Origin of the sequence: Halomonas halophila (assembly GCF_030406665.1) — a bacterium.
Lineage (GTDB): Bacteria > Pseudomonadota > Gammaproteobacteria > Pseudomonadales > Halomonadaceae > Halomonas > Halomonas halophila.
Genome location: NZ_CP129121.1, coordinates 1,397,100 through 1,416,532, shown reverse-complemented (window position 1 = coordinate 1,416,532; position 19,433 = coordinate 1,397,100). Strand labels below are relative to the sequence as shown.

Below are 19,433 nucleotides of genomic sequence, written 5' to 3'. Positions count from 1 at the left end.
GCCGAACGCCGCGCACTATACCAAGCGACCGCCGGCGCAGCAAGGAGCGATTGCGATCCGGATACCGGTGCGTGGAAGCGTCTCACTTTCTGATCCGCCACAAGGGGCTATGGTGAGGGGTGACTCGTCTCTCGCCGCACGGCGGGAGGCTTCATCGTGAACCGCCGACGGAGGCGTCCATGAACAAGAACCCGGACAAGGGCCATATCGCACTACTCGGCTGGAGCCTGAATGCCATCGAGGCCGCCGCCAATTTCGACCGCCGCTACGTGGTGGTGGCCCCGGACTGGGCCGAGGAATACTGCCAGAAGCACGACATCCCCTATCTTTCCTGGAACTTCGAGCGCCTGAACGACCGCTCGCTGGAGATCGCCGAGACGCTCAAGGAGATGGGCGTCGATGTCGCCATCCCGCTGTTCGAGGAAACCGTGGAATGGGCCGGCGCCATCAACTCGGTGCTGCTCGACAGCCCGCGGCTCTACGGCCAGTCGCTGCTCTTGCGCGACAAGGCGTTGATGAAGCGCCGCGCTCAGCTCGGCGGCATCCGCGTGGGTATCTTCGAGGAAGCCCACGACAAGGATGACGTGATCCGCTTCCTCAAGCGCGTCAACCAGACCCTGCTCAAGCTGGATGGCGACCCCAACGACCCCATCCACCTCAAGGCCTTCGACAAGGCCGGCTGCCTGGGTCACCGAGTGATCCGCACGCCGGACGAGGTCGATACCATCCCCGAGGAGGAATTCCCGGTGCTGATGGAGTCGCACCTGGATGGCTGGGAGTTCGCCGTTGAGGCCTGGATCCACGACGGCAAGATCGCCTTCCTGAACATCTCCGAGTACGTGACCCTGGGCTATTCGGTGTTCGTGCCCGCCTCGCCGGAGCTCGAGCGCTATCGCCCGCAGATCACCGCCCAGATCGAGAAGCTGATCAAGGCCTTCGACATCTCCTTCGGCCTGATCCACCCGGAGTACTTCGTCACCAGCGACGGCGAGATGTACTTCGGCGAGGTCGCCTATCGGCCGCCGGGGTTCAAGGTCTTCGAGCTGCTCGAACGGGTCTACGGCTTCAACGCCTACCAGGCCAGCATGCTGGTGTTCGATCCCAAGTCCACCGCCGAGGAGGTCGCCGACTTCTTCCCCAGGGAAGTCGTCGATGCCGACGGCTACGCGGGCTGCTTCGGGGTCTATCCGCGACTGCGTGTGGTCAGCCGCCTGGAGATTCCCGAGGAGGTCGAGGACGATCCCTACTTCGAATCCCACGAGCTGACGCCCCCGCTGCAGGAAACCGTCACCAAGCGCACCGCTTTCGGCACCCACTGGGGGCTGATCTACTTCAAGGGCGACGAGCCTCACCGCATGCGCGACCTGCTCAAGCACATGGAAGAACTTGATTTCTATGTCTGACAGGCGCGTCATGGAGGCGTTACCCATGGACGACGAGGAGTCGGTGTGACCAGTCCATCCACGCCAACCGGCGACGACAAGCTCACGGGCCTGCTGGCTCGACTGGACGAAGCCACGGCCCTGCTGAACGAGGCCCGAGACTTCGCCAAGCCGGGCAAGCTACCGCGGGTGCTCGACACCGCCCGCCGCGTGCTGCTGCAGGAAGGCGGCGCCGCGGCGATCGAACCCCGCACCGCGGCCCTCGAGGCCGCGGGCGTCTTCGAGGGCTCGGACTGGGCCACGCCCCAGTTCCTGGTGCCCTCGCTGACCACCCAGGCGCTGAAGAGCGCCGATCCCAACGTGGTGACGATCGAGGCACTCAGCGAACTGCGCCTGCTGGCGGTGGCCAAGGGCGACGTCCGCCATGCCATGCTCTCAGCGGAGCAGGCCCACCACTACCTGACCCAGGTGATCGCCCTGAACCTGTGGCTGCTGTTCGGCGCCCCCAGCGAAGCCGAGCGAGAGACCCAGGGGCGCCTGGCCGAGCTGCCGCGGCGCCTGTTCGCCCATCTGGCCCAGCGCATCGGCTACGAGCACATCATCGACCGGCTGATTGGCGAGATCTGGCGCATCCTCCAGCAGCGCCCGATCCAGGTCGGGCCGGTCAAGCAGATGATCACCCAGATCGCCATCTGCCAGGCCGACCCGGCCATCGACCTGGGCACCAGCGGCCAGGGCGCCGACCGCCTGGTCAGCGCGCTGTTCGGCCCGTCCCACGCCTGCCGCGAGGACCCGGGCCTCGAGGTCTATCGCCAGCGCCTGGCCAGCATGGACGCCAGCGCGCTGCAGGCCGAGGCCACCGGCTTCGCCAGATCGATGCACGACACCGGCCTGGTGTCGCCCTATCACCCGGTGCTGCTGCGCCACCTGCTGGACAACGGCGATACCCTGATCGGCGAGGCGCTGGGGCTCTCCTCCACCGGCCGCGACTGCCTGCTGTGCTATCGCGAGCTGGTGCATGCGCTGATCCGCGGCGGGCTCCACCCCGATACCGCCCAGGCGGTCTACGGCCTGGCGCTGATGCTCGAGCGCGGCATCCTGTATCAGCCGCCGGTGGCACCGGCCATATGGCGTCAGCTGGGGCTCACGCTGTCGGACTGGTCGACGGCGCGGCTCAACCTGGCATTCGGCGAGGCGGTCTCGCCCCGGGCGCGGCTGCTGGAAGGCGTGCTGTGCATGCTCGGCCTGCCGCTGGGCGTCGGCCAGGGCAACAATCCCACCTGCCAGTCGGCCCGAGCGCTGTCGATGTGGGCCTACAACGACCCGGACTATCTGCTGCAGATGGTGGCCTGGGCGGCCCGCGACGACGAGATCATCATGCACTTCGAGGGCCACCCGATCTCGTCGATGGCAAGCGTCGGCGGCGTGGCCACCGAACTGCCCATGGACCTGGACCCGGTATCGCTGATCGTGGTGCCGCATCTGGACCGCATCTACGCCGAGATGGGACGGCGCTGCATCGGCCGCGAGGGCGACCCGCACCGCTGGGTCAACCCGGAGTTCCACGGCTGGTGGTCGGGGCGCGGCTTCCGCATCAACGTCGACGTCGCCAGCGGTCAGCTGATCGACCTCGACGGTTTCCTGCGCCACTTCTACGCCAGCTACCACCCGCACTACAACGGCAACCAGCCGCTCATTCATCCCCAACCGGCCGGCATCGCGGTCACCGACAGCGCCGCCCGCTTCATCGGCTGGCACGCCATCACCCTGCTGCGGGTCGGCGTCGACCCCGGCGGCGAGATGCGCGTGTTCTTCTACAACCCCAACAACGACAGCGGCCAGGACTGGGGCGACGGCGTGCAGGTCAGCACCGCTGGCCACGGCGAGCGCTTCGGCGAGGCCTCGCTGCCCTTCGAGCAGTTCGCCTCGCGACTCTACATCTTCCACCACGACCCGCTGGAGCGCGGCGAACCGGCGCGCATCGACCAGGCCGAGCTGGATCGGGTAATCGGCTATCTGCAGCGCAGCTGGGGCGCCGACCGCCTGCCACCGGGCGGGCTGCAGGCCGAACCGGGCGGCTGACCGGGCCGCCCGCTATGGCATAATGCGGCCCCGTTTTCCGCTCCACGACTGCCAGGACCGCCCATGCCACGCCTCGACCAGCTGCTGCTCCTCCAGGGACTGGCGCGCTCGCGCACCCGCGCCCAGCGCCTGATCCGCCACGGCCGAGTGAGCCTCAAGGACGGCGGCCGGGTGCTGACCAAGCCCGGCGAGAAGCTGCCGGACACCGCCGAGTTGCACGTCGAGGAGGATCCGGAGGAGCGCTACGTGTCCCGGGCCGGGCTCAAGCTGGAGGCGCTGCTGGAGGCGCTGGCACTGCCGCTCGAGGGCCGCACGGTGCTCGACGTCGGCCAGTCCACCGGCGGCTTCAGCGACTGCGCGCTGCGCCACGGCGCGGCGCATGTGATCGGCGTCGAGGTCGGCCACGACCAGCTCGCGGCCGAGCTGCGCAACGAGCCGCGCCTGACCTGCCTGGAGGGGCTCAATGCCCGCGCCATGCGAGACGACCCGCGCCTGACCGCGGCGCTGGCCGAGTATCCCGCCGAGGTGGCGGTGATGGATGTGTCCTTCATCTCGCAGACGCTGATCCTGCCGGAGCTCGGCGCCCTGCTGCCCGTCGGCGGCGAGCTGGTGTCGCTGGTCAAGCCGCAGTTCGAGGTCGGCCCCGAGGGCGTTAACGCCCGCGGGCTGGTCACCGACCCCGCGCGCTACGCCGAGGTGGAAGCGCGCATCCGCGAGGCCTGCGCCGACGCCGGCTTCGCCATCGCGCACTGGCAGGAGAGCCCAATCCGCGGCGGCGACGGGAACAGGGAGTTCCTGCTCTACGCCCGCCGCCAGGAAACGCCTTAGCGCCCGGCGTCGCCGCCCCCTCCCCCGCCATCGCCCGCATCCAACTCGCCGGGATCGCCGCCCGCCCCGGGCGGCGGATTGGCGGGCGCCTCGCCCGAGCCGCGGCTCGGCATTCGCGCCTCGCGGCCCCTGTCGTCACGCAGCCACACGTCCATCTGATTGAAGGCGATCTCCAGGCCGTGCTCGGCGAACAGCTCGCCGACCCGGCCGTTGAGCTCATCGGTGGCCAGTAGCCGGTCGCCCAGGCTGTTGACGAAGATGCGCAGCTCGAACTCCAGGCTGCTTTCGCCGTAGCGCATGAACAGGACCTGGGGCTCGGGGTCGGCCAGCACCCGGGCGTTCTCGTCGGCGGCCTGGGTCAGCAGCCGCTGCACCAGACGATGATCCGAGCCGTAAGCCACGCCGTAGGTCAGGATCACCCGGGTGATGTTGTCCGACAGCGACCAGTTGATCAGCTGGTCGGTGACGAACGTCTTGTTGGGAATGATGATTTCCTTGCGATCGAAGTCGGTCACCGTGGTGGCGCGGATGCGGATGCGGTTGACCGTGCCGGTGAGGTTGCCGAGCGTGATGGTGTCGCCGATGCGCACCGGGCGCTCGAACAGGATGATCAGCCCCGAGATGAAGTTGGCGAAGATCTCCTGCAGCCCGAAGCCGAGCCCCACGCCCAGCGCCGCCACCAGCCACTGCAGCTTGCTCCATGACACCCCGAGGGAGCCCAGCGCCCAGACCACCCCGGTGCCGACGATCACGTAGGACAGCAGCGAGCTGATCGCGTAGGCACTACCCTGCTTGAGCTCGAGGCGAGACAGCACCATCACCTCCAGCAGCCCCGGCAGGTTACGCGCCATGATCAGCGTCAGCGCCACCACCAGCAGCGCGACACACAGGTCGGCCACCGAGATCGACGTGCCCACCAGCTCGCTGCCCTGCTGGCCGTCGCCGCCGAGGATCATCACCTGCTCGAGGTAGCCGAACACTGTCAACAGGTCGGCCCAGACCAGGTAGAAGACCACCACGAAGCCCAGCATCAGGATCAGCTTGGACAGGCGCAGCGACTGCTGGTTGACCTGCTGCATGTCCAGCGGCGGCTCCTCGACCACCTCCTGGCCGTGCTCGCCGTTGCCACCCTCCTGGGCCATCATCGCCCGCCGACGCGCCAGCGCGCGGCGGTAGGCCAGGCGCCGCGCCGCCACGGCCAACCCGCGCACCACCGTCGCCTCCACCAGGATCCAGGCGCCCAGCAGGTAAATGGTGATCACGAAACGCCCCACCAGGCTGAGCGCCGCATAGGCATAGCCCAGCATCACCAGCCCGCCCAGCACCAGGGGCACCAGCGCCATGGCCAGGCCCAGCAACAGGCGGAACAGCTTGACGCCGAAGAACGGCGTATGGGCCAGGATCAGCCTGGCCAGCGCCACGCTCATGCCCACCAACCCCGCCAGCAGCAACAATATCGCCAGGGGGCGCTGGGTCAGGTCGATATCGACGTCACGGGCCTGGGTGCCCACGAACAGCACCGGCACCAGCGCCAGACCCAGCCACCACAGCCAAAGGCGCAGCTGCGACACGTAGCCGGCCGGCCAGTGGAAATGGCGCGTCGCCACGCCCTCGGGCACCAGCAGCCGTCGCATCCAGGCGATTCCCGCCCAGGCCAGGGCCAGATACAGCAGCGCCCAGCCGATATTCACCGCCAGTCCGGCGCCGCCCAGCGTCATTCCCAGCGACACCGCCAACAGGCACAGCGGCCCGGGCAGCGCCAGCAGGGCCTCAACGCCCACCGCCAGCGGCGTATGCCCCTGGCTGTCCTGGCGCAGATGACCGATCTCGTCGTGCAGGCGAGCGAGGCGACGCGACAGCGGCCGGCGCAGTCCCAGCAGCACGCCGGCCAGCAGCAGCAGCGGCGAGGCCAGAAACGCCGCCGGATCCGGCCAGCGCCAGTGGATCGGCAGCGCACGGCGCCACTCGCCCTCGCCCCACTCGGCGCGCAGATGACTCGGCAGCCGGCTCAGCCAGCTCAGGTCCATGGGACGGGCATTGGCGATCCAGAACAGCTGCTCGTCGATGGTGGTACGCAGGTCACGGCTGGTTTCGAGCAGCTGCTGCTGGTTGAGTCGCAGCTCGATGGCGGCGGTCAACAGCTCGCCGTAGGTGGGTTCGAGGCGCGAGAGCAGATCCCGGCGGGCGCGCAGCAGCTGGGCCAGCGCCTCTTCCACGGCCTCGGGGGCATCGGCGTCGGCCTCGTCGAGACGCTGCCTGGCCTGCAGCTCGGCATTCTGCAGGCGCTCGCGCTGACGATCGAGCTCGAACTGCTGGAGGCGCAGGTCGGCGATTTCCTCCTTCAGGCCGCCGGTGGACTCGACGCTGGGCAGCGCCCGACGCTGCTCGCGCAGAATGCGCGACAGCAATGGGCTGCCGCGGATCGCCTCGATATGCTGGGAGAGCCCCCGCTGCAGCTGGCGCACCCGCTCGAGCTGGCGACGCGCTTCCTGGCTCTGTCGCCCCAGTTCGTTGGCGCGACTGGTGGCGCGCAGCAGCTCGAGGCTCAGGTCGCGATTGGCCTGGCGCGCTTCGAGGATCTGCGGATGACTGACCACGTTCTCCGGCTCGTCGCCCACCGCCTCGGCGACGGCCTGCTCCGACTGCTCTCGACGCCGGGCCTCCAGCGCCGCCTGCAAGGCCCGCACCCGGGTCTCGAGCCGCTCGACCCTGAGCCGGTACAGGTCGCGCTGCAGCTGGGCCAGCTCGCGGAAACGCGAGTTGGTGGCCAGCTCGCGCCGGTGCAGGGCCAGGCGCCGCTCGGCCAGGGTGCGTTCGACGCGATGCTTCAGGCGCCGGGGCGCCTCCGACGCCACGCCCTGGGCGTCCAGAGCTTCGAGGGCACGCCGGTGTTCCTCCATCGCCGCAGAGGCCTCGACGATGGACTGCTGGGCGCGCTCGGGAAGGGTCTGGGTGCCCAGCAGCCGGGTCTCGACCTCGGCGAGACGATCCTGGGCCGCCTCCAGCTCATCGGTCACCGTGTCCAGCCGCTCGGTGAGGGCCTCGAGCTCCAGCTTTTCCAGCGCTTCGCGATCAGGCGCCTGGCGCGGCCGATCCTGAGCCTCGGACAGCGCCTGACGCGTCTCGTCGAGGGACTGCGGGGCACGCTCGGCTCGAGCCTCCAGCTCGGACAGCCGACCTTCGACGTCATCGAGGCTCGACAGGGCCTCGATCGTCGCCTCCAGCGCGTCGATGCCTTCCTGGGTGGCCGCATCCACGGTCGCCCCCTCCTCGGGCCGCAGCGAGGCGAGGCGCTCCTCGAGCGTGGAACGCTCGGGCAGCGCGTCGGTCTGGGCGGCAAGCGGCACCGGCACCAGCAGCGCGATGAGCACGAGCAGGCAGCAAAGAATGTGAAAGCGGACGGGCCGCCGACAGCGCGATAAAGCGATCACGAGCACCTCGACAAGGCGATACCATGGGCTTGGCAGCGGATTGTCGGCGTCCCGGGGCGACATGGCAACGACACCAGCGGCGACCCTGGCCGTTGACTCCCCGGACGGGCATGATAGAACGACGATTCCTCCTAGACAGGGTAGTCACTCCCCATGGCTTCACGCTCCATCGCCACGCTGCTCGCGGCCGCCCTCGGCGCCGGCCTGGCCGGCCAGGGACAGGCCCAGACGAACGCCGCGCCGAGCGACGCCGAGCGCCAGGCGATCCGCGATCGCATCCAGTCGCTGCAGGCCGAGATCGGCGAACTGCGCACCCGCCTGGCCCGGCCGGCGGAAGAGCCGCCGCAGACGGCTCCGGCGGCCAGTGCCGAAACCGCCGACACCACACCGCCGACCGAGGCACCGATCGGCGCCTCGGTGGCCGAGCGGCGACTGCTGGAGGAGGAATCGTCCGACAACCCCTTCTCCATCACCGCGCACCATCGCAACTACCTGCTGCCGCTGAGTTACACCACCTCGCCCAACCGGGAAAGCTTCAACGAGATCGACCGCGAAGCCGATCCCGACCGGCTCGAGGTGAAGTTCCAGTTCAGCGCCAAGTTCAAGATCGCCGACGACGTGCTGTTCGACCGCGCCGACCTCTACTTCGGCTATACCCAGCGCAGCTGGTGGCAGGCCTACAACGCCGACGCCTCATCGCCGTTCCGCGAGACCAACTACGAGCCGGAAGTCTTCGCCGACTTCGAGAACGACTGGTCGCTGCTCGGCTGGACCAACATCAACAACCGGGTCTCGCTCAACCACCAGTCCAACGGCCGCTCCGGCAGCCTATCGCGCAGCTGGAACCGGCTGATCCTGACCAGCACCTTCATCAACGACGACTGGGCCGTCTCGCTGTCGCCCTACTGGCGCCTGCCCGAGACCGAGGGCGAGGACGACAATCCCGACATCGAGGATTACCTGGGCTACGCCGATGTCACCGTGGCGCGCCGTCTGTTCGACGACCACGAGGCCAGCCTGCTGTGGCGAGGCAATCCCGACCAGGGCCACATGGGTGCCCAGCTCGACTACTCCTGGCCGCTGTTCGGCAAGATCCGGGGCCATGTCCAGTTCTACCAGGGCTACGGCGAGAGCCTGATCGACTACGATCGCAGCACGCAGCGCGTGAGTCTCGGCTTCAGCCTCAACCCGCTGTTTTCCACCGGCACCTTCTCGCGCTGACCTGTGCCCGGTCATTACGCACCCCCGACAACGGCTGCTATGCTGGGCCTGTCACGCACCGTCAGAGGAAGACCCGATGAGCGACCATACGTCCCATACCCGTGAGACCACCGAACAGCTCAAGGAAGACCTGCAGCATCTCTCGCAGACCGTCGAGGAGCTGGTCAACGCCACGGCCGACGATTCCCGCCACAACATCAAGGAGCTGCGCGAGCGGGCCGAGAAGCGCCTCAGCGAGACCCGCGCCCGGCTCGAGGCCCGCGGCGAGCGCGCCTACCGCGACACCCGCGAGGCCGTTACCCAGCAGGCCGACGCCTGCGACCGCTACGTCCGCGACAACCCCTGGACCAGCATCGGCATCGGCGCCGCCGTCGGCGTGGTCGTCGGCATGCTGATCGGGCGGCGCTGATGTCGGAGGGCCAGGGACCGGCTCAGCGACTGTTCGGCGCCGGCAAGCGGCTGCTGGGCAGCCTGGTCGCCACCGGCGAGACGCGTCTGCGTCTCGCCGTGCTGGAGCTCGAGGAAGAGCGCGCACGACTCGTCACCCTGCTGCTGCTGGCCGGCATCAGCTTGCTGCTGCTGCTGCTGGGGCTCGGCGCGCTCACCACCCTGATCATCGTCGCCTTCTGGGACAGTTACCGGCTGGCCGCCATCGGCGGCTGCGCCGCGGTGCTGCTGATCGGCGGCCTGGGGCTGGCGGGCTGGGTGATGCATCTGGCTCGGCGCCGCACCCTGCTGGTCGACACTCTCAAGCATCTGGCGATGGACCGCGAGCTGATGGAGACCCGGAGCGAGGAGCGCTGATCGATGACCAACGCCGAGCGTCGAGCCCGCAAGGCAGCCCTGGAGGCCGCCATCGAACAGCAGCGCCTCGACCTGCTGGTCGAGTCCGAGCACTGGCACCAGGCCGCCCGCCCGCTCGAGGCCGGCTGGCAATCCCTTCAGCGCTACCGGCTGCCCGCCGTGGGTGGCGGCGCCCTGCTGCTCTTTTGGTCGCTGCGTCATCCCGCGGCGGCCAAGCGACTGGCCAGGCGCTCGCTGTTCGTCGCGGTCACCGCACGGCGGCTGAAGCGGCTGCAGCGCTTCCTGCCACTGCCCTGATGCCACCTCGACGTGATTATCATCCTGCCGTAACACACTGACATGGCAGGCCTGTTATGATTTTGTTTCGACAACGTGACGGAACGACGACAGGACATGGACCCCATGCGCATGCTGGCGCTCTATAGCATCAAGGGCGGCGTCGGCAAGACGGCCTCCGCCGTCAACCTGGCCGCGGAAGCGGCTCGAGCGGGATATCGCGTACTGCTCTGGGATCTTGACCCCCAGGCGGCCACCAGCTTCTATCTGCGCGTCAAACCGAAGGTTCGCGGCGGCGTGGACAAGCTGGTCAAGGGCAAGGCATCCTTCGACAAGGCCATTCGCGCCACCCAGATCGAGGGGCTCGACCTGCTGCCGGCGGCGCTGGCGTCACGCGAGATGGATGCCCTGCTCGCCAAGCGTGACGGCAGCCACCTGCGTCGGATTCTCAAGCCGGTGCGCGACGACTACGACCTGGTGATCCTCGATTGCCCGCCCAGCCTCTCGCATCTCTCGGAGAACATCTTCTCCAGCGTCGACGCCCTGCTCGTGCCCGTGGTGCCGACGGTATTGTCGCTGCGTACCCTGGACCAGCTTCAGGACTTCCTCGACGACCACGACATCGCTTGCACGGTGTGGCCCTTCATCACCCTCACCGATCGCCGACGCACCCTGCACCGCCAGGTCATGGACGGCTTCCATGAACGCTGGCCGCTGCGGCTGTCGATCGATATTCCCTCGGCCAGTGCGGTGGAACGCATGGGCCTGGAGCGTGCCCCGGTGCGCGACTACGCCCCGCGCACCGCCGCGGCCAAGGCCTACACCGCCCTGTGGCGGGAGATCGAGCAGCGCCTGCGCTGAGGCGCCGCCCCCGTTCTGCGCGCTCAGTCGACGCGCATGGCGGCGAGGGCCGCTTCCAGCCAGTCTGCCAGCGTCAGCGGCCCTCCCTGGTCGCCCGGCCCGGCCGAGCGCGCCACCTCCAGGACGCGGTCGTAGTGGGCCAGGCGACGTTCGCGATGGGCCCTCGCCAGCCCCATGAAGCCGCGCAGATGACGCGGCGCCGCGGCCCGAGCCTCCTCGCCCTCGGCCGCCAGCACCAGCTTCTCCCGCGCCTCCTCCTCGGCATGGGCGGCGGCCGCCGCCGTCAGGGCCGGTTCCCGCACCAGGTCGTCGTGCAGCACGCCGAAGGCATCCTGGAACGCCTTCATGGCCTTCTCCGCCTCATCGAAGATCGGCGCCTCCCCCTTCCAGGGCTTCAGCAGGTAGCGGATGCGCTTGCCGGTGATGCGCGGACGATGCAGCGCCTCCTGCGACTCCGGGGAGTCGATGGCGGCGATCTCCGCGGTCAGGGTCTCGCGCAGGGCGGCCAGCTCACGGGCCGTCGCCTCGCCGAAGCGGGGCCCACCGCCCTTCTTCGCCAGTGCCGCCAGGGTCTCGCCGAGCTCGCGATCGAGCCCCGGAAACCCCGCCTCCAGCACGCAGCGGGCCTCGGCATAATCGGCCTCGACCCGGGCCCTCAGCCGCTCGCTCCACCAATCGACGGCGCCGCGCTCGGCGTTGCCCAGCGACGGCCGCTCGGCCTCTAGCCAGGCCAGCATCACCTCGCCGTCGCGGGCCTCATTGGTGGCCCGGGCCAGGTCGCGCAGACGACGCCGCTGCGTCTTGGGAATCGCCACGCCCGGATAGCCGCGGTAGGCCTTGAGCCAGGAACGCAGGCGGCGCAGCGCCACCCGAAAGTCGTGCAGCCCCTCGCTGTCCTCGGGGTCCTCGATGCGCGGCCAGGCCGACCGGGCCTGGGCCAGCAGGACCAGCCCCTGACGCCCGACCACGCGATTCAGACGCTTGCGATGCAGCGGTTTGCTCATGACGACCTTCCCTCCGGTGGCGAGCGATACCCCCAGTATAGGCCGGCCTAAACCATTGATAGCATGAGGAGTCTTGCCCGAGCAGAAGACCTAGACCGCTTGGCCGCAGGCCACACCGGACGCCCAGGCCCACTGGAAATTGTAGCCGCCGAGCTGGCCGGTGACGTCCAGCACCTCGCCGATGAAGCGCAGCTGGGGCAGACCGTTGACCTCGAAGGTCTTCGACGACAGCGCCCGGGTGTCGACGCCGCCCATGGTGACCTCGGCGGTGCGCCAGCCCTCGGTGCCGGCGGGCTTGATCCGCCAGTCGTTGAGGCGTGAGGCCCAGGCCTCAAGGTCCGCATTGGAGCGTTCGGCCATGGGGCCGTCGCCGCCATGCCATTCGACCAGCGCCTGGGCCAGGCGCCGCGGCAGGCGCTCGCCGAGCCAGGTGGAGAGGCGCCGTTTCGGCGCCTCGCGCCGGGCGGCCGCCAGCCCCTCGAAGGCCGACTCCCCGGGCAGCAGATCGATGGCCAGCTCATCACCGGGATGCCAGTGGCTGGAGACCTGCAGCAGCGCTGGCCCGGACAGCCCGCGGTGGGTGAACAGCATCGGCTCGCGGTATTCGCCGTCGCGGCAGCGCGCCACCACCTCGGTGGAGAGCCCGGACAGCGCCGCGGTGCGTTCCTTCCAGGCCGAGGTCAGGGTGAAGGGCACCAGGGCGGCCCGGGTGTCGGTCACCTCGAGGCCGAACTGGCGGGCGATCTCGTAGCCGAAGCCGCTGGCGCCGAGGGTCGGGATCGACAGCCCGCCGGTGGCGACCACCACCGCCCCGGCCTCGATGCGCCCGGCGGAGGTGTCGAGCCGCATGCCCTCGCCCTGGCGCTCGAGTGACTCGACGGAGGTCTTGAGGCGGATCTCGACGCCCGCCCAGTCGCATTCGGTGAGCAGCACCGCCAGCAGGTCCTTGGCCGAGTCGGCACAGAAAAGCTGCCCCGGCGCCTTCTCCACGTGCTCCAGGCCGTGGCGCTCGACCAGCTCGACGAAGTGCTCCGGCCGGTAGCGCTTGAGCGCCGAGATGCAGAAGTGGGGATTGCTGGAGAAAAAGTGGGCCGGGGCAGTATCGAGGTTGGTGAAGTTGCAGCGCCCGCCGCCGGACATCAGGATCTTCTTGCCGGCCTTGTTGGCATGATCGATGACCAGCACCGACCGTCCGGCATAGCCGGCGGTCAGCGCGCACATCAAGCCAGCGGCGCCAGCGCCGATAATCACCACGTCATACGTCATGCCACTACTCATCTCACTCCCCATGCCACCGGACCGCGCCCGGGGCGGACGCCCGCAAAAGGGCGACATGGTACCAGAGCCTGTCGGCGCGAGCCCGCCACGACGCGCCTCGCGCAACGGCGTGTTGTCGCAGGGAGAACGAGTTGCGAAAACATTGTGCAAAGCGCGTCGCGTTGACATCCTGGCGCCCGGCTTGAGGCATGCTGTCGCCATTCTTCGACGTTTTTCGTATCACCACTCGACCCTCTCCCCTGTCAGGGCCGACGCCTCTCTTTCGGACACTCGCTCATGAACCACGCATTCGCCACGCGCCGCGCCAGGCTCCACCGATCCGGGCCGGCCATGCCGAGCCTGCTGCTGCTCGCCCTCTGCTCGGCGCTGACGTTTCTGGCCCCGGCCGCCCTCGCCCAGCCCGCCGGCATGCCGCCGACGCCGGTGATCGGCGCCGAGGCCGGCCTGGAGGCCTGGTCGGACCCGCTGGAATCGCTCGGCACCCTGGCCGCCAACGAGAGTGTGACGCTGTCGTCCACGGTCACCGACACGGTGACGGCGATCAACTTCGAGGGCGGCGAGACGGTCAGCCGCGGCGACGTGCTGGTCGAGCTGTCCGACGCCGAGGAACGGGCGTCGCTGCGCGAGGCCCAGGCGCTGCGCGTCGAGCGCCAGAACGCCGTCGACCGCCTGGCCCAGCTGCAGGAACGCAACCTGGCCCCCCGGGCCGACATCGAGGACAGCCGCGCCCAGCTGCAGCAGGTGGATGCCACCCTCCAGGGGCTGCGCGCGCGACTCGACGACTATCGCATCACCGCGCCCTTCGACGGCGTGGTCGGCGTGCGCGGCCTCAGCGTGGGCGCACTGGTCTCGCCGGGCGACGAGCTGGCCACCCTGGACGACGTCTCGCGCATGAAGCTCGACTTCGAGGTGCCGGAGGTCCAGCTCAGCGCCCTGGCCGAGGGGCTGACGCTGAGCGCCACTACCGCCGCCTATCCGGAGCGCGTGTTCGAGGGCGAGATTGCCATCATCGACTCCCGGATCGATCCGGCCAGCCGCAGCGTCAGCGTGAGGGCCATGCTCGACAACGACGAGCGGCTGCTGCGACCCGGCATGCTGATGCGCGTCACCCTCGACCGCCGTCCGCGCCAGACACTGGTGATCCCTGAGTCCGCCGTGGTCCCCGAGGGGAGCCGTCAGTGGGTATGGGTGATCACCTCAACGGAAGACGGCAGCGTGGAGCGCCGCGAGATCGCCGTGGGCGCACGCCGACGCGGCGAGGTGGAGGTCATCGAGGGCCTGGCCCCCGGCGACCTGGTGGTCAGCCACGGCGCCGATCGCCTGCACGACGCTTCCAGCGTGGAGCTGATCGGTATCGCCGACGACACCACCAGCGTCAGCGACATCCTGCGCGCGACCCGCGACGGAGATGACGCCTGATGCGACTGTCCGACATCTCCGTCCAGCGACCGGTGCTGGCCATCGTCATGGCGGCGCTGATCGTCGCCTTCGGCCTGCTGGCCCTGACCCGCCTGCCGCTGCAGGAATACCCCACCATCGATCCGCCGATCGTCAGCATCAGCACCTCCTACCCCGGGGCCAACGCCGAGGTGGTGGAGACCCGCATCACCCAGGTGCTGGAGGAACGCGTCGCCGGCATCGCCGGCATCGAGGTGATCTCCTCCACCAGCAGCGACGGCAACTCCAGCATCACCATCGAGTTCGGCCTGAACACCGATGTGGATGCCGCCGCCAACGACGTGCGCGACCGCATCTCCGGCGCCGCCGACAATCTGCCCGAAGAAGCCGACCCGCCGGAGGTGCGCAAGGAGGACACCAGCTCCGAGATGGTGATGTGGCTGATGCTCTCCGGCGAGGGCTACACCACCGCCGAGTTGACCGACTACGCCGAGCGCTATCTGGTCGACGGCTTCTCGGTGCAGGAAGGCGTCTCCGGGGTGTACGTCGGCGGCGGCCGCGAATACGCCATGCGCGTGTGGCTGGACAACGACGCCCTCGCCGCCCGCGGGCTGGCGGTCAGCGACGTCGAGAGCGCCCTGCGCGAGGAAAACGTCGAGCTGCCCGGCGGCGCCGTGGAATCTGCCGACCGCCAGTTCATCGTGCGTCTGCCGCGCAGCTTCGCCAGCCCCGAGGACTTCCGCGAGCTGGTGCTCGACCGCGGCGAAGGCGGCTATCTGGTGCGCCTGGCCGACGTCGCACGGGTGGAGCTAGGCACCGTCGAGGAGCGCTCGCTGTTCCGCGGCAACGGCCAGACGGTGGTCGGCCTGGGCATGATCAAGCAGTCCACCGCCAACGTGATGGCGCTCTCCGACGCGGTGCGCGCCGAGGTCGAGCGGGTCGGGCCGCGGCTGCCCGACGGCATGAGCCTGGCGGTCAACTACGACGCCTCCACCTTCGTCTCCGGCGCCATCCGCGAGGTGGTCAGCACGCTGCTGATCGCCATCGGCCTGGTGGTGGTGGTGATCTTCGTCTTCCTCGGCAACCTGCGCACCACCCTGGTGCCGGCGGTCACGGTGCCGGTGACGCTGATCGGCACCTTCGCCGCCCTGGCGGCCATGGGCTTCACCATCAACCTGCTGACCCTGCTGGCCCTGGTGCTGGCCATCGGCCTGGTGGTGGACGACGCCATCGTGGTACTCGAGAACATCCACCGGCGCATGCATCTCTACGGCGAGACGCCGCTGGTCGCCGCCTACCGCGGCGCGCGCCAGCTGGCCTTTGCGGTGATCGCCACCAGCCTGGTGCTGATCGCGGTGTTCGTGCCGCTGAGCTTCATTCAGGGCGACGTCGGCAAGCTGTTCACCGAGTTCGCGCTGACGCTCTCGGCGGCGGTGGCCATCTCGTCGCTGCTGGCCCTGACGCTGAGCCCGATGATGGCCTCCAAGATCCTCTCGCCGAGCCTGTACGAGGGCCGCCTCGCCCACTGGGTCGACGGCGGGCTGAACTGGGCCCAGGAGGTCTACCGACGCTGCCTGGAGGCGGTGCTCAGGCTGCGCTGGCTGGTGGTGGCAGGCTTCGTGGGACTGATCGCGGCCATCGCCTGGCTCTATCCCCAGCTGCCGGCGGAATACACCCCGCAGGAGGACCGCGGCAGCTTCTTCGTGCTGATCAATGGCCCGCCCGGCGCCACCTTCTCGTACATGGAGGACTACATGGACGAGGTGGAGGCCCGGCTATTGCCGCTGCGCGAGGACGGCGAGGTCGAGGACGTGATGGTCATGTCGCCCCGCGGGCGCGGGCGCACCGAGAACTTCAACTCCGGTTTCGCCATCGTCGGCCTCGCCGACTGGGACGAGCGCGGCCCGGCCGGCCCGGTGCTGAACGAGGTACGCCGGGACCTGGCCGGGCTCCCCGGCATCCGTGCGTTCCCGATCATGCCCCAGGGGTTCGGTGGCGGTAGCCAGCAGGGCCTGCAGTTCGTGCTCGGCGGCGGCAGCTACGAGCAGCTGGTGACCTGGCGCGACGCCCTGATGGATCACATCCGCCAGGACAACCCGGGGCTGCTCAACCTGGAGAGCGACTACGAGGAGAACCAGCCTCAGCTCAGCGTGAACATCGATTACAACCGCGCGGCCGACCTCGGTGTCACCGTCAGCGATATCGGCCGCACCCTGGAGACCCTGCTCGGCGGGCGGACCGTCACCCGCTTCACCGACCGCGGCGAGGAGTACGACGTCATCCTCGAGAGCGAGCGCGGGGCCACCCCGACGCCGGGCGCCCTGGAAAGCCTGCGGGTGCGCTCGGCGCGCACCGGCGAGCTGATACCGCTATCCAGCCTGGTCGAGATCGAGACCTACGCCGGGCCCAGCCAGCTCAATCGCTACAACCGGCTACGGGCGATCACGGTCCAGGCGGACCTGGCCGAGGGCTATTCCATGGGCGAGGCATTGGCCTACCTGGAAAATGCCGTGGACGAGGTGCTGCCGCCTGGCGTGCAGACCGACGTCAAGGGCGAGGCACGGGACTATCGCGAGTCCAGCGGCGCCACCACCTTCCTGCTGGTGCTCGGCACCCTGGTGGTGTTCCTGGTACTGGCCGCCCAGTTCGAGAGCTTCGTCCACCCGCTGGTGATCATGCTCACCGTGCCACTGGCCATCGGCGGCGCCCTGCTCGGGCTGTGGCTCACCGGTCAGTCGCTGAACATCTACAGCCAGGTGGGACTGGTGATGCTGGTGGGCCTGGCGGCCAAGAACGGTATCCTGATCGTGGAGTTCGCCAATCAGCTGCGCGACCAGGGCACGGCCTTCCGCGAGGCCCTGCTGCGCGCCGCCATGACCCGGCTGCGCCCCATCGTGATGACCTCGGCCACCACCATCGCCGGCTCGGTGCCGCTGATCCTCTCCAGCGGCGCCGGCGCCGAGACCCGTCTGGTGATCGGCACCGTGATCTTCACCGGCGTGGCCGCGGCGACCTTCTTCACCCTGTTCGTGGTACCGGTGGCCTACGACCTGCTGGCCCGGCGCACCGGCTCGCCCGGCGACGTGGCCCGCCGCCTGGAACGGGAGATGGACGAGCTGCCGGCCCAGCACTGAGGCCGCGTCACCGCCGTCAGGAACGGGGCCCGGCGTCGCACGCGACGCCGGGCTTCGCTGCCTTTCGGCGCCGAGCCACGGCCTTTCGCCTCGCCAGCGACTATGCTCAGGGTAAGACACGACCATCCCAGCCAGAGCCAGGGAGGCCCGATCATGCTTGAACTCCTGCCCTCGGGGGCCGATCACGTGGTGGCGATGAAGGTCAGCGGCCGCGTCACCGCGCCGGACCTTCAGGTGGCCATCGATGCCATCGAGGCGACCAAGAAGACCCAGCCCCGTATCAGCCTCTACGCCGAGATCGACGAGATGCGCTGGATGACCTTCACCGCCTTCCTGCGCGACCTCGGCTACGGCCTGACCCAGATCGGCGATCTCAACCGCTACTATCGCGCCGCGGTGCTCAGCGACAGGCACTGGGTGCGCCACCTGACGCGGCTGGAGAATCATCTGTTCAAGTCGATGGAGATCCGCACCTTCACCCACCGCCACAAGCCCGACGCCCTGGAGTGGGTGGAGCATCTGCCCTCCCCGCCAGCCGGCCGCCGCACCGGGGCATAGCGCCGGCGACACGGCGTGCGGCTCACCCCCAAACGTGGTCCACGCCAAAAAATGCCCCCACGAGGGGGGCCAAGCAGGGAAAAGTGACGTCTCGATCACGTCGTAACAATGAGACTTGGCGGCTGCCCGCAGGGGGTACGGGTACCGCCGGGCGCTCACCGAGTCCCTGGCATGCACGGGCCGTCCATGGCCCGACCTGACCCGGGCCCTGGTGGCCGGGTGCACGCCATGACTCCATCATGACGCGCCTCCCGGCTTCCGGCCGCATGGCATCGACGCCGCCGGACGTAAGAAATCACTAACAGAAACGCGACGCTCCGAGGACGCCAGGGTCCGCCAGAACCCCGAGCGCCCACCGCCGCCAGGACAGCGCCGGGGCTTTTGCTTTAGGCTGGGGAGCGATCCGCGAGGCAACGACAGGGAACGTCATGTTCGAATGGTTAGCGCAGCACCGGGACGTGCTGGTCGTCTTCATCAACCTGGTCACGCTGGCCATCTGGCTGGTGTATGCGCAGCTGCTCTACTGGGGCTTTCGCCGACAGCGGCGCCCTAGGCTGTTGATCAACCGCGGCAAGAAACGCGACATCGATGCCCTGTGCATCATCAGCAACATGAGCGCCGAATCGATCTTCCTCGAGTACATCGTCGCCGACCTCGAGACCTCGCGGGGCACCATCACCGTAGACGTGACCGACCGCGAGCAGCAGTACAGCGAAGGTGACGAGACGCGGGGCAACACGACCACGCACGACGGGGCTCCCCCCGAGCGGCGCCACGACCCGAGTGCCGGGCGGCATGACACCCGACAGGGGCCGCTGGACTCGGGCGATTTCCTGCACATCGGCACCTTTTCCGGGCTGATCCACAGCATCGCCGAGCTGGAGGGCATCGAGATGGCCGGCCATCGCCCGGCGGATGATCTGGTGCTGCACAGCCTGACGATCCGACTCATCGGCATCTACGGGCCAGAGGACATGCCGGTCGGCGCCGAGCGGCGTTTCCGGCTCGAGGATCGCGGGGATCAGTGTGCCCTGACGCCGGCGAGCTGGGACACCAAGCGCCTCGCGTCCTGGCGACAACGACGTCGACTGCGGCGGCTGATCCAGCGGCTCAGCGCCCAGCGCACCGACCGACTGATCGGCCTCTCGGACCACGCTCGTTAAGCATCGCTTTCCC

Annotated in this window: 15 protein-coding genes; 12 read left to right on the top strand and 3 right to left on the bottom strand. The window is 69.0% G+C overall.

Features of this window, described 5'->3' with window-relative positions:
- The first annotated feature begins 179 nt into the window (after nt 1–179).
- The 3 genes from QWG60_RS06510 (at nt 180) to QWG60_RS06500 (ending at nt 4,292) form a co-directional block, all read left to right on the top strand.
- On the top strand, nt 180–1,403 hold the full coding sequence (locus QWG60_RS06510) for an ATP-grasp domain-containing protein (protein WP_046080122.1): 1,224 nt from the start codon (nt 180–182) through the stop codon (nt 1,401–1,403).
- A 45-nt stretch (nt 1,404–1,448) separates the two neighbouring features.
- Entirely contained in the window at nt 1,449–3,464 is a 2,016-nt protein-coding gene (locus QWG60_RS06505) for a hypothetical protein (protein WP_146909580.1), read from the top strand.
- Between the two features lie 63 nt (nt 3,465–3,527).
- Entirely contained in the window at nt 3,528–4,292 is a 765-nt protein-coding gene (locus tag QWG60_RS06500) for a TlyA family RNA methyltransferase (protein ID WP_146909577.1), read from the top strand.
- Here the strand turns inward: QWG60_RS06500 and mscK are convergent.
- Complete coding sequence (gene mscK / locus QWG60_RS06495; protein WP_246124708.1) at nt 4,289–7,663, bottom strand: mechanosensitive channel MscK; 3,375 nt, start codon at nt 7,661–7,663, stop codon at nt 4,289–4,291. The genes QWG60_RS06500 and mscK overlap by 4 nt on opposite strands.
- A gap of 213 nt (nt 7,664–7,876) precedes the next feature.
- Between mscK and QWG60_RS06490 the strand changes: the two genes are divergently transcribed.
- The 5 genes from QWG60_RS06490 to QWG60_RS06470 all read left to right on the top strand — a co-directional run bounded on the left by QWG60_RS06490 (nt 7,877) and on the right by QWG60_RS06470 (nt 10,885).
- Nucleotides 7,877–8,944 carry a phospholipase A gene (locus QWG60_RS06490; RefSeq protein WP_046080119.1) on the top strand — a complete coding sequence of 356 codons (1,068 nt, stop codon included), beginning with the start codon at nt 7,877–7,879 and terminating at the stop codon, nt 8,942–8,944.
- A gap of 76 nt (nt 8,945–9,020) precedes the next feature.
- Nucleotides 9,021–9,353: a DUF883 family protein gene (locus QWG60_RS06485; protein ID WP_035595112.1), complete on the top strand. Its 333-nt coding sequence runs from the start codon at nt 9,021–9,023 to the stop codon at nt 9,351–9,353.
- A complete protein-coding gene (locus QWG60_RS06480; protein WP_046080118.1) occupies nt 9,353–9,748 on the top strand; it encodes a phage holin family protein in 396 nt (131 codons plus the stop codon). Before QWG60_RS06485 ends, QWG60_RS06480 begins: the two co-directional genes overlap by 1 nt.
- A gap of 3 nt (nt 9,749–9,751) precedes the next feature.
- On the top strand, nt 9,752–10,045 hold the full coding sequence (locus QWG60_RS06475; RefSeq protein WP_046080117.1) for a YqjK family protein: 294 nt from the start codon (nt 9,752–9,754) through the stop codon (nt 10,043–10,045).
- Nucleotides 10,046–10,150: 105 nt separating this feature from the next.
- Complete coding sequence (locus tag QWG60_RS06470) at nt 10,151–10,885, top strand: ParA family protein (RefSeq protein WP_107180903.1); 735 nt, start codon at nt 10,151–10,153, stop codon at nt 10,883–10,885.
- Nucleotides 10,886–10,908: 23 nt separating this feature from the next.
- On the opposite strand, the gene QWG60_RS06465 is transcribed toward QWG60_RS06470, so the two are convergent.
- The gene (locus tag QWG60_RS06465; protein WP_146909572.1) at nt 10,909–11,889 is read right to left on the bottom strand and encodes a CHAD domain-containing protein; all 981 of its coding nucleotides are present in this window, start codon (nt 11,887–11,889) and stop codon (nt 10,909–10,911) included.
- A 90-nt stretch (nt 11,890–11,979) separates the two neighbouring features.
- On the bottom strand, nt 11,980–13,155 hold the full coding sequence (locus QWG60_RS06460) for a BaiN/RdsA family NAD(P)/FAD-dependent oxidoreductase (protein ID WP_146909570.1): 1,176 nt from the start codon (nt 13,153–13,155) through the stop codon (nt 11,980–11,982).
- Nucleotides 13,156–13,443: 288 nt separating this feature from the next.
- Here QWG60_RS06460 and QWG60_RS06455 point away from each other — a divergent pair, with 288 nt between their 5' ends.
- The 4 genes from QWG60_RS06455 to QWG60_RS06440 all read left to right on the top strand — a co-directional run bounded on the left by QWG60_RS06455 (nt 13,444) and on the right by QWG60_RS06440 (nt 19,420).
- On the top strand, nt 13,444–14,586 hold the full coding sequence (locus tag QWG60_RS06455; protein ID WP_107180800.1) for an efflux RND transporter periplasmic adaptor subunit: 1,143 nt from the start codon (nt 13,444–13,446) through the stop codon (nt 14,584–14,586).
- The gene (locus tag QWG60_RS06450) at nt 14,586–17,699 is read left to right on the top strand and encodes an efflux RND transporter permease subunit (RefSeq protein WP_146909568.1); all 3,114 of its coding nucleotides are present in this window, start codon (nt 14,586–14,588) and stop codon (nt 17,697–17,699) included. The genes QWG60_RS06455 and QWG60_RS06450 overlap by 1 nt, the downstream gene beginning before the upstream one ends.
- Before the next feature lie 153 nt (nt 17,700–17,852).
- Nucleotides 17,853–18,257 (top strand): SpoIIAA family protein, encoded by a 405-nt coding sequence (locus QWG60_RS06445; protein WP_046080113.1) that lies wholly within the window; start codon nt 17,853–17,855, stop codon nt 18,255–18,257.
- A 428-nt stretch (nt 18,258–18,685) separates the two neighbouring features.
- A complete protein-coding gene (locus QWG60_RS06440; RefSeq protein WP_046080112.1) occupies nt 18,686–19,420 on the top strand; it encodes a hypothetical protein in 735 nt (244 codons plus the stop codon).
- Nucleotides 19,421–19,433: the final 13 nt, after the last annotated feature.

Excerpts from the sequence above, each read along its gene's own strand:
- QWG60_RS06510 (WP_046080122.1), top strand. The coding sequence starts at position 180 with ATGAACAAGAACCCGGACAAGGGCCATATCGCACTACTCGGCTGGAGC.
- QWG60_RS06500 (WP_146909577.1), top strand. The coding sequence starts at position 3,528 with ATGCCACGCCTCGACCAGCTGCTGCTCCTCCAGGGACTGGCGCGCTCG.
- QWG60_RS06490 (WP_046080119.1), top strand. The coding sequence starts at position 7,877 with ATGGCTTCACGCTCCATCGCCACGCTGCTCGCGGCCGCCCTCGGCGCC.
- QWG60_RS06485 (WP_035595112.1), top strand. The coding sequence starts at position 9,021 with ATGAGCGACCATACGTCCCATACCCGTGAGACCACCGAACAGCTCAAG.
- QWG60_RS06480 (WP_046080118.1), top strand. The coding sequence starts at position 9,353 with ATGTCGGAGGGCCAGGGACCGGCTCAGCGACTGTTCGGCGCCGGCAAG.
- QWG60_RS06475 (WP_046080117.1), top strand. The coding sequence starts at position 9,752 with ATGACCAACGCCGAGCGTCGAGCCCGCAAGGCAGCCCTGGAGGCCGCC.
- QWG60_RS06470 (WP_107180903.1), top strand. The coding sequence starts at position 10,151 with ATGCGCATGCTGGCGCTCTATAGCATCAAGGGCGGCGTCGGCAAGACG.
- QWG60_RS06465 (WP_146909572.1), bottom strand. The coding sequence starts at position 11,889 with ATGAGCAAACCGCTGCATCGCAAGCGTCTGAATCGCGTGGTCGGGCGT.
- QWG60_RS06460 (WP_146909570.1), bottom strand. The coding sequence starts at position 13,155 with ATGACGTATGACGTGGTGATTATCGGCGCTGGCGCCGCTGGCTTGATG.
- QWG60_RS06455 (WP_107180800.1), top strand. The coding sequence starts at position 13,444 with ATGAACCACGCATTCGCCACGCGCCGCGCCAGGCTCCACCGATCCGGG.
- QWG60_RS06450 (WP_146909568.1), top strand. The coding sequence starts at position 14,586 with ATGCGACTGTCCGACATCTCCGTCCAGCGACCGGTGCTGGCCATCGTC.
- QWG60_RS06445 (WP_046080113.1), top strand. The coding sequence starts at position 17,853 with ATGCTTGAACTCCTGCCCTCGGGGGCCGATCACGTGGTGGCGATGAAG.
- QWG60_RS06440 (WP_046080112.1), top strand. The coding sequence starts at position 18,686 with ATGTTCGAATGGTTAGCGCAGCACCGGGACGTGCTGGTCGTCTTCATC.